The organism is Achromobacter sp. Root565 (assembly GCF_001427425.1).
GTDB classification, from domain to species: Bacteria; Pseudomonadota; Gammaproteobacteria; order Burkholderiales; family Burkholderiaceae_B; genus Achromobacter; species Achromobacter spanius_D.
Genome location: NZ_LMGO01000006.1, coordinates 246,453 through 258,910, shown reverse-complemented (window position 1 = coordinate 258,910; position 12,458 = coordinate 246,453). Strand labels below are relative to the sequence as shown.

Below are 12,458 nucleotides of genomic sequence, written 5' to 3'. Positions count from 1 at the left end.
GTACCGTCATGTCATCGCAACGCCCGCAACTGAACCTGAATCAGCAACTCGTCATCGTCACCGGCGCCAGCCGCGGCCTGGGCGCGGCTATCGCGCAGGCCTTTCTGCGTGAAGGCGCCAAGGTCGTCATCAACTACCTGCACAGCGCGGACCGCGCGCAGGCCCTTGCAGCGACCGCCCCGGACCGCGCCCTGGCCGTGCAAGCCGACGTGCGCGACCCCGCCGCCGTCGCCGCCCTGGTTGCCCGCGCCAGCCAGCACTTCGGCCAGCCGGTCAGCACGATCGTCAACAACGCCTTGCCCGCCTTCCAGTTCAACGGCGACGCCCGCCCCCACGCCGACACGCTGGACTGGGCGCAGATGAACGCCCAGCTCGAAGGCAGCGTGCGCGCCGCCCTGAACACCACGCAAGCCGCCCTGCCCGGCATGCGCGCCGCCGGCGGCGGCCGCATCATCAACGTCGGCACCAACCTGGTCCAGAACCCGGTCGTGCCGTACCACGACTACACCGCCGCCAAGGCCGCGCTGCTCGCCTTCACCCGCACCCTGTCCCACGAGCTGGGCGCGGACGGCATCACCGTCAACATGGTGTCCGGTGGCCTGCTGCGCACCACCGACGCCTCGGCCGCCACGCCCGACGCCGTCTTCGACATGATCGCCGCCGGCACCCCGCTGCGCGAAGTCACCACGCCGGAGCAGTTCGCCGACGCGGTGCTGTTCTTTGCCAGCCCCTGGTCGCGTGCGGTGACCGGGCAGAACTTGATTGTGGATGGCGGCTTGGTCAAGGGCTGACCGCCAAATCCGGGTTGCTCCCCGGGTGACGACGATGCGTCGTGTGTTACGGTGGACCGGCAAATCCACCGCAACCCAGGAGGCAAGATGAAGACGCAGATCAGTTATCGAAAGCTCGACGGCAGCGACGGCGTGGCGCTGGTCAATGGCGGGATATCCGAGACGGAGCAGGCAAAGCAGGAACTGGCGAATTGGCTGGATTTGCCGGCGGCGGACGCGGCGAGCGGAAATCCGGAAGACGTTGACGGCCGCCTGCGGCGCGGCGGAATCGAGCCGGGATCGGTCGAGTTCAATCACATCAGTGAGTAGCAAAAGAAAAACCCCGATTCGCAGGAATCGGGGTTTTTGCTTGTGGGTGTCAGATACCTTGCAGCGGTGGCGGAGCTACGCTGGGCGGTGTCTGACACCCGCTGAGACGCTGGCACGAACTGACGGTCACCTCCCCAGGGTGTCAGACACCCATGGCGGCGCGGTATCATTGCCCCCTCTGCCGGGGACGGTCTTGCCGCCCTGATCTGCTCTGGATTCAAGTACCAAACCATGAAACTCGCCACCTGGAACGTCAACTCCCTGAACGTGCGCCTGCAACAGGTCCTCGACTGGCTCGTCGCCAATCCCGTCGACGTTCTGTGCATCCAGGAGCTCAAGCTCACGGACGACAAGTTCCCCGAGGCGGCATTCAAGGAAGCCGGCTACCACGCCGTCTGGGCCGGCCAGAAAACCTACAACGGCGTCGCCATCATCTCGCGCGTGCCCGGCACGACGATGGTGCGCAACATCCCCGGCTTTGAAGACCCGCAGCAGCGCGTCCTGGCCCTGACCTTCCCCAGCCCCGAGGGCGACGTGCGCGTCGTGTGCGCCTATTGCCCCAATGGCCAGTCGGTCGGGTCCGACAAGTACGCGTACAAGCTGGAATGGTTCGAAGCCATGCGCAAATGGCTGGCCGAAGAGATCAAGCAATTCCCCCGCCTGGCCGTGCTGGGCGACTACAACGTCGCGCCCGCCGACGAAGACGTGCACAACCCCGAAAAGTGGGAAGGCCAGGTCCTGGTGTCCGAACCCGAACGCCAGGCGCTGCGCTCGCTGATCGACCTGGGCCTGACCGACTCGTTCCGCCTGTTCGAGCAGCCGGAAAAGTCCTTCAGCTGGTGGGATTACCGCCAGTTTGCCTTCCGCCGCAATGCCGGCCTGCGCATCGACCACGTGCTGCTTTCCGCTCCCTTGGTCAAGCGCTGCACCGCCTGCGTCATCGACAAGGAACCCCGCCGCAACGAGCAACCATCGGACCACGCGCCGGTCATCGCCACGCTCGCATTTGTCTGAAAATTTTCGGCTCCGGCGCGTGTTGCGCAGCCGGGGGGAATTCCTGTATATTTCTGGTCTTGCTTGATTTGGGGCGGTAGCTCAGCTGGGAGAGCGTCGCGTTCGCAATGCGAAGGTCGGGAGTTCGATCCTCCTCCGCTCCACCAAATTCCAGACGGAAAAGCCTTGGACACTTTTGTGTGCCAAGGCTTTTTTGTTTCTACGGGCTGGGTGACTGCGGGCTGGATGACTGCGGGCTGGATGACTGCGGCCCGCATGTGGAACCTACGACCCGCCTGTGGAACGGCAATATTTGAACGGCAGGCGGGGCGGTGCTTAGCCGCTTCAGCGGCAAGGCTTCAACGCATGCAGGTCCAGCAGCGTGAACTCGCCGCCGTCCTGCCATCCCCCCGTGTCGATGTAATACACATTGCCCAGTTGCGCCGGCTTGCGCAGCGTCATGTGTCCATGGACCACCGCACGGACGTTTCGGACAGGCTTCGCATATTGCATTCGATAGCGGTCGATGGACCACAGGCACGCATCTTCATCCTCCAGACTGAAGGCGGCGCCATGGATGGCCTGCCAATCGTCATAGGGAAAGTCGGCATGCACCAGACCGACGACACCGTCCGGCGTTTCCACCTCGATGGCCAGCGGCAAGGCATTCAAGCGGGCGCCGATGCGGGCCTGGGTGTCGCTGTCGCACGCATCCAGCCATTCGCCGCCATGGACGCGATGATCCACGTCGGGAATCGGATTGTTCATGGCACGCCGCCACGTCATGAGGTCGTGATTCCCGCAGATCGCGTGAAACCAGGGGCGCTCTAGCCAGGCCAGCACCTCGGCGGACTCTGGCCCACGATCGACAAGATCGCCGACGGAGAACAAGCGGTCACGCTCGGGGGAAAAACTGGCTGCGGCAAGTGCGACTTCAAGCCGGCCGAAATGTCCATGAATGTCGCCGACGGCAAGATCGCGGCCTTTGGTATTCAAACCAAAGCGCGCTACACGCAAATTTCCGGACCTTTGGGCTGATTCCATGCAGTGTCCCCCGAATCATCCTTCCCACATTGAGGGGTGCCCGAAATTTGTAGGCAAATTTCGGACAGTCTGCGAGTTTAAGCCCGGAGTTCCGCCTGGCTCCCCCTTCGCACCGTCTTCAGCACGCTATCGCCTGAGACGCCGCCTTTCTGTCGCTTCGTCTGATTTTTCAAGCCGTGGCGTAGCGCGCTTCTTAGACAGAGCACACCATCGAGGCATATTCAGCGGCAGCGCCGCGCGCCGCATCTCCAACCGGCGACCTCCGCGCGCCAGCGCTGAATCTCATCAACGCTTGTATCCACTTGGGCATCCGCGAGAGACCCACCCCGTTTCCGGACAGACAAACTTGTGACGGTGATATCAAATCAATAAAATGACATCAATTCACGCCGAGAGGTTCCACATCATGGCCTCGATCACCGTCCGCAATATTCCCGACGAAGTACACCGCGCGTTGCGTGCGCGCGCCGCCAAGCATGGCCGAAGCACCGAAGCAGAAGTTCGCGCCATTCTCGAACAGGCAGCACGCCCCGAGGGGCGCCTCAAGATTGGCTCTCTATTAGCGTCCTTCGCCCAGAAAGCCGGCCCCCTGAGCGAAGCAGAGGTTGAATCCATCAACGGGGTCCGCGACAAGAGACCTGCCAAGCCGATGGATTTTGAATGATCGTTCTTGATACCAACGTCATTTCGGAAGCCTGGAAGCCACACCCCTCCGCACAAGTGATGCAGTGGATAGATGCCCAGAACTCTGAGACACTTTTCATATCGGCCATCACCATCGCGGAACTGCGACTTGGATTGTCGGTCATGCCGTCAAGCAAGCGACGCGATCACTTTTGCCGGCTGTTGGAAAAAGAATTGCTGCCAGCATTCTTCGGGCGCATCCTGCCATTCGACCTGGAGGCTTCGGGCGCCTATTCCCATTTGATGGCAAAGGCGCGCAAAGCGGGTAAAGCCATCAGCGCAGCCGACGGCTACATCGCGGCAACGGCCGCAACGCGCGGCATGATCGTCGCCAGCCGCGATACGGCCCCCTTCAAGGCCGCTGACGTTGCTGTCATCAATCCCTGGAACGACGTTTAAGGCTAAAGGAATTCGGATGCTGCATGGGCATCCGAACAAGGCGCAGTCTTAAACCGCGCCCCCACCTCAAATCGTCTCCTTATCCAACCTCCGCACCGCCGCGCTCAGCGTCGAGAAATCAAACTCTTTCCGTCCGCGCATCACCAGCCGGATCAGCACCGTCGTCACCACCGGCACAAACGCCGCCAGCAAGAACGATTCCAGCAGGAACGTCGGCTTGTCCCCCGGCGCGGGGAAGAAGAACAGCCCGGCGATCAGCCCCGTGATGGTGGCCGTGGTCGCGGTGAAACCATCGTGTTTGCGGCTGAACAGCCCATAGAACACCGGGAAGGCGGCGGCCGAGCACAGCAGGTCGGCCAGCAGGAACAGGTACAGCACGCTGTAGCCTTGCGACGCCACGATCATCACGGGGATCGCCATCAGCAGCACCAGCCAGCGCGCCAGGCGCTTCATGGTGGCGCCGCCAGCGTTCGGCATCAGGCGGCGCAGGTCCACCGCGATGATGCTGGACACCGCGCTGATGGCGGTGTCGGCGGTGCTCATGACCAGGGACAGGCCCAGCGGGATCAGGGCGATGACGAACCACGCCGGGGCGTGCGGCATGATCACGCTGAACAGCGCAATCGAGCTGTCGCCCTCGGGCGCCAAGCCGACGAAGGCAAGGCCGAACAGCCCCATCAGAAAGATGAACGGCGCCACCAGCACGCCGCCCAGCAGAAAACCGTTGCGCATGGTGCGGGTGTCTCGAGCGGCGTAGATGCGCTGCCAGTTGCCCTGGTGGAAGATGCCGGTCAAGAGGATGGCGACAAAGAAGGTCAGCCCGGCCTTCACGCCCACCGGGTCGGTCAGATCCAGCAACTGCGGGGCCTTGGCCTGCAGCGCTTGAATGGTCGGCAACGTGCCGCCCGCCGCCTGCCAGCCCACGACGCACAGCACCACCAGCAGCGGCACGATGATCATCATCTGCACCTGATCGGTGAAGATGGACGAGCGCAGGCCGCCGTAGGTGGTGTAGAGCAAGGTCGTCCCCATCACGATGGCCGCGGTGGCCCACAGAGGCACGGGCGCCAGCATCGCGACCAGCTTGGCAATGGCCGTGACCTCTGCCGAGAGCGCGATGAACAGGTAGAACAGCATGATGAAAAGCGCCAGGCCATACATGGGCCGGCCGTAGCGCGCCATCAGGAATTCCGTCAGCGTGTGGCCGTGCGGGATCAGCTCGCGCATGCGCCGTCCCAGCGGAATCATCACCAGGCGCGGCGACATCGACCCCAGCGCGTAGCCAATCACGGCGGCCAAGCCGCCCCACGTGGCGGCCTGCGCCGGCGAAAAGAGAATCCATGCGCCCAGCGTGGACGCCATCAGCGTGAGGATCGTGCCAAAGGACCCCTGGCTGTTGCGCGCGACGATGTAGTCTTCGAGGGTGCTGCGCTTGCGCCGCGTGTACAGCACGCTGGCCAGGGCGAAGCCGCCCGAGAACAGCAGCAGCCATATCAGGGCGGTGGTTTGGGTCAACATGAAGGTCGGTCCTCCCGCGCGCGGCCTGGGGCCGGACGCGTAACGCGGCAGCCCGCCGTCAGGGAGGCCGCAAGATGAATGGAATCAGGGAGGGCGCGCGAGACTTGCGGAGTCCTTCCCTTCGCCGGCATTACCCGGATCAGGTTCAAAGGGTTACCGCGTTGACGCGGAATCTCAGCCCATACAGGGCTCCCCCAGGAATTGCCGCAAGGTTAGGAGAGCGGCGCGGCGATGTCAACGCGCAGCGGGGAAGGCGCCGCCCGGCGCCCGGTTTTATGCTAAGTTCGCCCGCTTGCGGCACCCGAGGGCGTGCCGGACGCGGCATTGATGACGCAACTGATGACGCAATCGACGAGCTGATCGCCATGATGCACCTGAACCTGTTCATTTTCGGCTGCGGCCACCATCGCGCGGCCTGGCGCCACCCGGACTCGGCGGCCGAGCGGCTGGGCGACATCAGCTACTACGAAAACCTGGCTCGCACGGCCGAGCGCGGGAAGCTGGACGCCATTTTCTTTGCCGACGGCCAGTCGATGGACAACATCGGCGACGGTCCGCGCTGGTATCTTGAACCCCTCACCACGATGGCGGCGATCGCCCGCGCCACCTCGCGCATCGGCCTGATCAGCACGGTGTCCAGCACGTTCTTCACGCCATTTCATGCGGCGCGCATGGTGGCCTCGCTGGACCACATTTCCGGCGGCCGCATGGGCTGGAACGTGGTGACGTCGATGTTCGATGCCGAAGCGCGCAACCACGGCTACGAAGCCATGCCCGGCCACGACTGGCGTTACGCCCGCGCCGAGGAATTTGTCGACGTCGCGCTGCGGCTCTTCGACTCGTGGGACGACGACGCGCTGGTCATCGACCGCAACGGCCACTTCGGCGTGCCGGACCGCCTGCACAAGATAGACCATCATGGCGAGCATTTCCTGGTGGACGGCCCGCTCACGGTGCCGCGTCCGCCGCAAGGGCATCCGGTGCTGTTCCAGGCGGGCGCCTCGGACCAGGGCCGCGATCTGGCGGCGCGCCGCGCGGAGGCCATCTATGCGGTGGCCTACGACCTGCCGGCCGCGCAGTCCTACTACCGCGACATCAAACAGCGCGTGCGGGCGGCGGGCCGCGACGCCTTTGTGCCGATCATGCCGGGCCTCGTGACCTATGTCGGCTCGACCGAGGCCGAAGCCCGCGCCAAGCAGCGCGAACTGGACGAGCTGCTGCCCGCGGACGCCTCATTGCGCCAACTGGGCACGTTCGTCTTGCAGGATTGTTCGGGCTGGGAACTGGACGCGCCCGTGCCGCCCCTGCCCCCGTTGTCCGCGTTCACCGGCCCCAAGGGCCGTTACGGGACCATCCTGCGCATCATCGAAACCGAACAGCCCACCGTGCGCCAATTGCTTGGCCGGCTGGCCGCGGGCGGCGGACATTGCACGATGGTGGGCACGCCGGAGCAAATCGCTGACCGGATGGAACACTGGTTCAGGAACGAAGGCGCCGATGGCTTCAACCTGATGCCCCCGTCGCTGCCGGGCGGCATCGACGACTTCGTGGAGCAGGTGGTGCCGGTGCTGCAACAGCGCGGGCTGTTCCGTAAAGACTACGAACACGCCACGCTGCGCGGGCATCTGGGCCTGCAAAGACCGGGCCGCTGACAGGGCTGACGCCGGACCGAAAGGTGCCGAGCGGATCAGCCCGTCTGGGTCAGCGGTTCGCGCTTGGTGTCGGGGATAGGTTCCCGGAGGGCCGGATGCGAACGGCCGTTGCGGCCGGCGCGCGGGTGGCGATCCAGTCGTAAAGGCGGACGCCAGGCTCGCGCATCAAGGCGGTGACGATGCCGGTGAGCACCAGCCCCACGACGATAAAGAGCAGCCAGGCCATCACGACGCACCGTTGCAGATTGCGGTAGCCAGGCCGCAGGTGCTTGATCGGCACTTCCGCGCACCAAACCCGATAAATTCGCGGGCTGCCGCGCACTGCCTGATCTTGTCGTTAATCATGATGTCGCACATACAAAAGCCGTCGCCGCGGTGATGCAGGACTGCCCCGCGGCGAATATTAAAAAATGTAATGTAGCGTAGATTATGTTCCAGCAAGCCGCACGAAACGGGGTGAAATCAAAATCATCGCGACTACCTGGCCGGCTCGTCACGCCGGCAGCAAGCCCCGGCCGCCGGGCATTGTCGCGGCAGCTACAACGAAGGCAGCTACAAGTTGGGATATTTGCCCACGATCTCCAGCACGCCGTTGATCACGAACTGCACGCCCATGCAGACCAGCAGAAAGCCCATGACGCGCGAAATGGCCTCGACGCCGCTCTTGCCGATCACGGCAACGATGCGGCCCGCAAAATGCAGGCAGATCCAGAACAGCAGCCCCAGCAGCGAAAACACGATGACCGGGGTCACGGCCACCACCCAGCGCGCATAGTCAGGTGCGATGGCCGTATCGACCGACGACGCGCCGCTGATGATCATCGCAATCGTGCCGGGCCCCGCCGTGCCCGGCAACGCCAGCGGCACGAAGGCGATGTTGGGGCTTGGGTGCGCGAGCGCGTCGGCCGCGGCTTCGGCCTCCAGCGCGCGCGGCTGGTCCGACGGAAACAGCATGCTGAAGCCGATGCTGACCACGATCAGCCCGCCCGCGATGCGCAGCCCGGGAATGGAAATGCCGAAGGTGTGCATCAGCAGCGCGCCAGCGTAATACGTCACCAGCATGATGCCGACAACGTAGAACGCCGCCTGGGTCACCTGCTTCTGCCGTTCCTTGAACGGAATCTGCTGGCCGAGCGACAGCAGCAGCGTCATGGACGTCAGCGGATTGGCCAGCGGCAGCATGAGCGCCAGACCCAGGCTGACGAGCTTGCCCAGTTGAATCAGTTCATCGATCATGACCGCTCGCTAAAGTATGCGCGCCGTCTACTCTACCTCACGCGGCCCGGTAATTCCGTCAACGAGCCACGGCCAAGCGGCCGATCCGGCACGCGGCCCACGGTGAACGCCCTGCGGCCAACGCGTCCAGCATCGGCTTGGCTAATCATCAGCATCCATTAAACTGATGCAATTCCCGCAGCGGGCCGCGCTGCCTAGCATACAAGCGCCCGCTGCCTGCGGCTTTGCCGCGGCGCATTGCCATTGCCACCCGGAGTTTCCTCTTGACCGACCTCTATCAATTCAGCCGCGGCACCGCCCCGCTGCTGATCTCCATTCCCCACCTCGGCAGCCAGATCCCCGACGCGCAGCGTCCGCACATGACCGATGTTGCCCTGCAATCCGGCGACACCGACTGGCATCTGGACACCCTGTATCAGTTCGCCCAGGCGCTGGGCGCGTCCGTGCTGGGCGCGCGCTATTCGCGTTACGTCGTCGACCTGAACCGACCGCCCAACGACGAAAGCCTGTACCCTGGGCAGACCAAAACCGGCCTGTGTCCCACCCAGGCGTTTCGCGGCGATGCGCTGTACCAGAACGACGCCGTGCTGACCGACGCGGAGCGCGCTCAGCGCCTGGACGCGTACTGGAAGCCGTATCACGCCAAGCTGCGCGAGGAAATCGACCGCATCAAGGCCGAGCACGGCACGGTGCTGCTGTGGGAAGCGCACTCGATCGCCAGCGTCCTGCCGCGCCTATTCGAGGGCAAGCTGCCCGACCTGAACATCGGCACGTCCGACGGCGCCTCCTGCGCGCCCGACATCCTGGCCGCCGTGCATGAGCAGTTGAACGGCTGCACGGATTACACCTGGGCCGTCAATGGCCGCTTCAAGGGCGGCTACATCACGCGTCACTACGGGTCGCCGGCCGACAACGTCCACGCCATCCAGCTCGAAATGTGCCAGTCCACCTACATGGACGAAACGCACCCGTACGGCTATCGCCCCGATCTGGCAGACAAGGTCATTCCGGTGGTCGAAGGCATGGTGACCGCTGCGTTGCGCCAGACCACCGCGCGCCAGCGCTAAGCCCATTCCAAACGCCGCCGGATGCCCACGCCATGAACCGTTTTTCGTTCAGCAGCACGGAAAATTATCCAGAATGGAACCTGCTGTTGACGTGGGTAGCCGTGGTGGAAGCGGCGTCGGTCTCGGGTGCGGCGCGACTGCTGGGATTTTCGCAGGCGGCGGTGTCGCAGCGGATCAAGCAGCTTGAAGCCGCCATGTCGACCGAACTGCTGGACCGCAGCACCCGCCCCGCCCGGCCCACGCCGGCGGGCGAGCTGCTTTTTGAACACGCGGCGCGGCTGCTGGCGCAGGCCGGCGACATGACCGAAAGCGTGCGCAACCTTAGCCGGGCCAAGCGCAACATCGTGCGCTTCGGCTGCGTGGACTCGTTTGCCGGCACGCTGGGGCCAACGCTGATCCACGGCCTGTCCGGCGCGTCGCGCCAGATCCGGCTGTGGTCGGGCATCACGCCCGTGCTGGACAAGCAGCTCGAAGACCGGCAACTGGACCTCGTCGTCACCACCAGCGCGTCGGCGGGCAAGCCCACTATCCGCAAATACAGCCTGTTCAGCGAACCCTACGTGCTGATCGTGCCGCGCTCGATGAGCATGGACCGGATCGACACGTTGAAGGAACTGGGCCAGCGCGCCCAGTTCATCCGCTACAGCGCGCGCTCGTTCATCGGCGCCGAGATCGACCGGCTGGTCGAGTCACACGGCGTGATGATCGAGCGCACTTACGAATTCGACAATACCGATCCGTTGCTCAGCCTGGTCACGGCCGGGCTGGGCTTTGGCATCAGCACGCCGCTGTGCATCTGGCAGTCGCGCCATTTCCTGGACCAGTTGCGCGTGCTGCCGCTCGCGCCCTTCCTGGGCGCGACGCGGGCCGACGATCCCGCCCTGTCGCGCACGCTGTATCTGGCCGCGCGCCAGCAGGAGGTGGGCAAGCTGCCCTCTGAAGCACGCGACGTGATCCTGATGGCCATGGAGCGCTTGATCCAGAAGGAACTTGCCCCGGCGCTGGGGCTGCCGCCGGCCACGCTGTGGCGCAGCCTGCGGCGCTAACGCCCCACCCTCACGACAGCGACGACGTCAGCGCCGGCACGGCCTCGAACAGGTCGCCGACCAGACCGTAGTCCGCCACGCCGAAGATCGGCGCGTCGCCGTCCTTGTTGATGGCGACGATGACCTTGGAGTCCTTCATTCCCGCCAGATGCTGGATGGCGCCCGAGATCCCGACGGCCACGTACAGTTCCGGCGCGACGATCTTGCCGGTCTGGCCGACCTGCCAGTCGTTGGGCGCATAGCCCGCGTCGACGGCCGCGCGCGAGGCGCCCAGCGCCGCGCCCAGCTTTTCGGCCAGCGGATCCAGCAGCTTGAAGTTTTCCGCGCTGCCCAGGCCGCGTCCGCCCGACACCACCGCGCGCGCGCCGCCCAAGTCGGGGCGTTCGGACACCGCGATCTCGCGGCTGATGAAGCGCGACAAGCCCGCCCCCGCCACGGCCTCGACCGCTTCCACCGTGGCGCTGCCGCCCTCGGCTGACACCGCGTCAAAGGCCGTGGGGCGGATCGTGGCCACGACCACCGGATAGCCGCTCTTGACCGTCGCGATCGCGTTGCCGGCATAGATCGGACGCTTGAACGTATCAGGCGCCAGCACCTCGATGACGTCCGAGACCTGCGCCACGTCGAGCAAGGCGGCAATGCGCGGCGCCACGCCCTTGCCCTGCGCCGTCGCGGCCAGGAAGACGTGCGAATACCCAGCGGCAACCGCCACCGCCTGCGCGGCCACGGTTTCCGGCAGACCGTCGGCAAGCTGCGGCGCCTGCGCCAGCAGCACCTTTTCCACCCCGGCCACCCGCGCAGCGGCCTCGGCGACCGGCTGCGCGTCCCCGCCCGCGATCAGCACGTGGATCGGCATGGCCAGCCGGGCGGCAGCGGCGATGGCGTTGAGCGTGGCGCCGTTCAGCGCCCGATTATCGTGTTCGGCAATAACGAGGACAGTCATCAGATCACCTTGGCTTCGTTCTTCAGTTTGTCGACCAGCGCGGCCACGTCGGCGACCTTGATGCCGGGCGCGCGCGCCGCCGGTTCCTCGACGCGCAGCGTTTGCAGGCGGGACACGGGATCCACACCCAGCGCGTCCGGCGTTTCCACGTCCAACGGCTTTTTCTTGGCCTTCATGATGTTGGGCAACGTGACGTAGCGCGGTTCGTTCAGGCGCAGGTCCGCCGTGACGATGGCGGGCAGCGTCAGTTCCACCACTTCCAGGCCGCCGTCCACCTCGCGCGTGACGCGCGCCGTGCCTTCGCCGATGGCGATGGCGCTGGCGTTGGTGGCCTGCGGCCAGCCCAGCAGGGCCGCCAGCATCTGGCCGGTCTGGCAGGCGTCGTCGTCGATGGCCTGCTTGCCCAGGATCACCAGCGCGGGCGCTTCCTTGTCCACGACGGCGCGCAGCAGCTTGGCGACTTCCAGCGGCTGCAACGCGGCATCCGTCTGCACCAGCACGCCACGGTCGGCGCCGATGGCCAGCGCCGTGCGCAACGTCTCCTGCGACTGCGCCGTGCCGCAAGACACGGCCACGACCTCGGCAGCCGCGCCCTGCTCTTTCAGGCGCACGGCCGCCTCGACGGCGATTTCATCGAACGGGTTCATCGACATCTTGACGTTGCCGATGTCCACGCCGCTCTGGTCGGCCTTGACGCGCACGTTGACGTTGTAGTCAACCACGCGCTTGACCGCGGCAAGTACCTTCATGGAAACACTCCTGAGTGAAAGGAATCA

General features: G+C 65.1%; 14 protein-coding genes, 1 tRNA gene and 1 riboswitch. Of the genes, 9 read left to right on the top strand and 6 right to left on the bottom strand.

Going from position 1 to position 12,458, the window contains the following annotated elements; translation table 11 throughout:
- The first annotated feature begins 8 nt into the window (after nt 1-8).
- From ASD71_RS22610 to ASD71_RS22595, 4 genes are all read left to right on the top strand, one after another.
- Nucleotides 9-791 (top strand): 3-oxoacyl-ACP reductase, encoded by a 783-nt coding sequence (locus ASD71_RS22610; RefSeq protein WP_056569979.1) that lies wholly within the window; start codon nt 9-11, stop codon nt 789-791.
- A gap of 87 nt (nt 792-878) precedes the next feature.
- Nucleotides 879-1,100 (top strand): hypothetical protein, encoded by a 222-nt coding sequence (locus ASD71_RS22605; protein WP_056569978.1) that lies wholly within the window; start codon nt 879-881, stop codon nt 1,098-1,100.
- Between the two features lie 231 nt (nt 1,101-1,331).
- Nucleotides 1,332-2,114 (top strand): exodeoxyribonuclease III, encoded by a 783-nt coding sequence (gene xth, locus ASD71_RS22600; RefSeq protein WP_056569976.1) that lies wholly within the window; start codon nt 1,332-1,334, stop codon nt 2,112-2,114.
- Nucleotides 2,115-2,184: 70 nt separating this feature from the next.
- Nucleotides 2,185-2,260 (top strand) — tRNA-Ala (locus ASD71_RS22595).
- Between the two features lie 178 nt (nt 2,261-2,438).
- Here ASD71_RS22595 and ASD71_RS22590 read toward each other — a convergent pair.
- Nucleotides 2,439-3,137 carry a metallophosphoesterase gene (locus ASD71_RS22590; RefSeq protein WP_056569974.1) on the bottom strand — a complete coding sequence of 233 codons (699 nt, stop codon included), beginning with the start codon at nt 3,135-3,137 and terminating at the stop codon, nt 2,439-2,441.
- Between the two features lie 406 nt (nt 3,138-3,543).
- Here ASD71_RS22590 and ASD71_RS22585 point away from each other — a divergent pair, with 406 nt between their 5' ends.
- Together ASD71_RS22585 and ASD71_RS22580 are read left to right on the top strand one after the other, a co-directional pair.
- Nucleotides 3,544-3,801: an Arc family DNA-binding protein gene (locus ASD71_RS22585; protein ID WP_056570581.1), complete on the top strand. Its 258-nt coding sequence runs from the start codon at nt 3,544-3,546 to the stop codon at nt 3,799-3,801.
- Nucleotides 3,798-4,220 (top strand): type II toxin-antitoxin system VapC family toxin, encoded by a 423-nt coding sequence (locus tag ASD71_RS22580; RefSeq protein ID WP_056569972.1) that lies wholly within the window; start codon nt 3,798-3,800, stop codon nt 4,218-4,220. Before ASD71_RS22585 ends, ASD71_RS22580 begins: the two co-directional genes overlap by 4 nt.
- 66 nt (nt 4,221-4,286) lie before the next feature.
- On the opposite strand, the gene ASD71_RS22575 is transcribed toward ASD71_RS22580, so the two are convergent.
- Entirely contained in the window at nt 4,287-5,738 is a 1,452-nt protein-coding gene (locus tag ASD71_RS22575; RefSeq protein WP_056569970.1) for a sodium:solute symporter family protein, read from the bottom strand.
- 99 nt (nt 5,739-5,837) lie between these two features.
- A riboswitch (TPP riboswitch) is annotated at nt 5,838-5,944 on the bottom strand.
- A gap of 159 nt (nt 5,945-6,103) precedes the next feature.
- Between ASD71_RS22575 and ASD71_RS22570 the strand changes: the two genes are divergently transcribed.
- The gene (locus ASD71_RS22570) at nt 6,104-7,390 is read left to right on the top strand and encodes an LLM class flavin-dependent oxidoreductase (RefSeq protein WP_056569969.1); all 1,287 of its coding nucleotides are present in this window, start codon (nt 6,104-6,106) and stop codon (nt 7,388-7,390) included.
- A 49-nt stretch (nt 7,391-7,439) separates the two neighbouring features.
- On the opposite strand, the gene ASD71_RS28075 is transcribed toward ASD71_RS22570, so the two are convergent.
- Nucleotides 7,440-7,670, bottom strand: coding sequence for a hypothetical protein (locus tag ASD71_RS28075; RefSeq protein WP_156395263.1), 231 nt, complete (start codon nt 7,668-7,670; stop codon nt 7,440-7,442).
- A 272-nt stretch (nt 7,671-7,942) separates the two neighbouring features.
- Nucleotides 7,943-8,626, bottom strand: a complete 684-nt coding sequence (locus ASD71_RS22565) for a MarC family NAAT transporter (RefSeq protein ID WP_056569968.1) — start codon at nt 8,624-8,626, stop codon at nt 7,943-7,945.
- Between the two features lie 263 nt (nt 8,627-8,889).
- Here ASD71_RS22565 and hutG point away from each other — a divergent pair, with 263 nt between their 5' ends.
- Entirely contained in the window at nt 8,890-9,693 is an 804-nt protein-coding gene (gene hutG, locus ASD71_RS22560; protein WP_056569966.1) for an N-formylglutamate deformylase, read from the top strand.
- A 32-nt stretch (nt 9,694-9,725) separates the two neighbouring features.
- Nucleotides 9,726-10,739 (top strand): LysR family transcriptional regulator, encoded by a 1,014-nt coding sequence (locus tag ASD71_RS22555; RefSeq protein WP_056569965.1) that lies wholly within the window; start codon nt 9,726-9,728, stop codon nt 10,737-10,739.
- A 10-nt stretch (nt 10,740-10,749) separates the two neighbouring features.
- On the opposite strand, the gene ASD71_RS22550 is transcribed toward ASD71_RS22555, so the two are convergent.
- Nucleotides 10,750-11,682 carry an electron transfer flavoprotein subunit alpha/FixB family protein gene (locus ASD71_RS22550; RefSeq protein WP_056569956.1) on the bottom strand — a complete coding sequence of 311 codons (933 nt, stop codon included), beginning with the start codon at nt 11,680-11,682 and terminating at the stop codon, nt 10,750-10,752.
- A complete protein-coding gene (locus ASD71_RS22545; RefSeq protein WP_056569955.1) occupies nt 11,682-12,431 on the bottom strand; it encodes an electron transfer flavoprotein subunit beta/FixA family protein in 750 nt (249 codons plus the stop codon). The genes ASD71_RS22550 and ASD71_RS22545 overlap by 1 nt, the downstream gene beginning before the upstream one ends.
- Nucleotides 12,432-12,458 lie beyond the last annotated feature (27 nt).

What these genes read in the sequence shown, in the direction of transcription:
- ASD71_RS22545 (WP_056569955.1), bottom strand. Translation starts at nt 12,431, where the DNA reads ATGAAGGTACTTGCCGCGGTCAAGCGCGTGGTTGACTACAACGTCAAC.
- ASD71_RS22585 (WP_056570581.1), top strand. Translation starts at nt 3,544, where the DNA reads ATGGCCTCGATCACCGTCCGCAATATTCCCGACGAAGTACACCGCGCG.
- ASD71_RS22565 (WP_056569968.1), bottom strand. Translation starts at nt 8,626, where the DNA reads ATGATCGATGAACTGATTCAACTGGGCAAGCTCGTCAGCCTGGGTCTG.
- ASD71_RS22555 (WP_056569965.1), top strand. Translation starts at nt 9,726, where the DNA reads ATGAACCGTTTTTCGTTCAGCAGCACGGAAAATTATCCAGAATGGAAC.
- ASD71_RS22575 (WP_056569970.1), bottom strand. Translation starts at nt 5,738, where the DNA reads ATGTTGACCCAAACCACCGCCCTGATATGGCTGCTGCTGTTCTCGGGC.
- ASD71_RS22580 (WP_056569972.1), top strand. Translation starts at nt 3,798, where the DNA reads ATGATCGTTCTTGATACCAACGTCATTTCGGAAGCCTGGAAGCCACAC.
- ASD71_RS22590 (WP_056569974.1), bottom strand. Translation starts at nt 3,137, where the DNA reads ATGGAATCAGCCCAAAGGTCCGGAAATTTGCGTGTAGCGCGCTTTGGT.
- ASD71_RS22610 (WP_056569979.1), top strand. Translation starts at nt 9, where the DNA reads ATGTCATCGCAACGCCCGCAACTGAACCTGAATCAGCAACTCGTCATC.
- ASD71_RS22570 (WP_056569969.1), top strand. Translation starts at nt 6,104, where the DNA reads ATGATGCACCTGAACCTGTTCATTTTCGGCTGCGGCCACCATCGCGCG.
- ASD71_RS22605 (WP_056569978.1), top strand. Translation starts at nt 879, where the DNA reads ATGAAGACGCAGATCAGTTATCGAAAGCTCGACGGCAGCGACGGCGTG.
- xth (WP_056569976.1), top strand. Translation starts at nt 1,332, where the DNA reads ATGAAACTCGCCACCTGGAACGTCAACTCCCTGAACGTGCGCCTGCAA.
- ASD71_RS22550 (WP_056569956.1), bottom strand. Translation starts at nt 11,682, where the DNA reads ATGACTGTCCTCGTTATTGCCGAACACGATAATCGGGCGCTGAACGGC.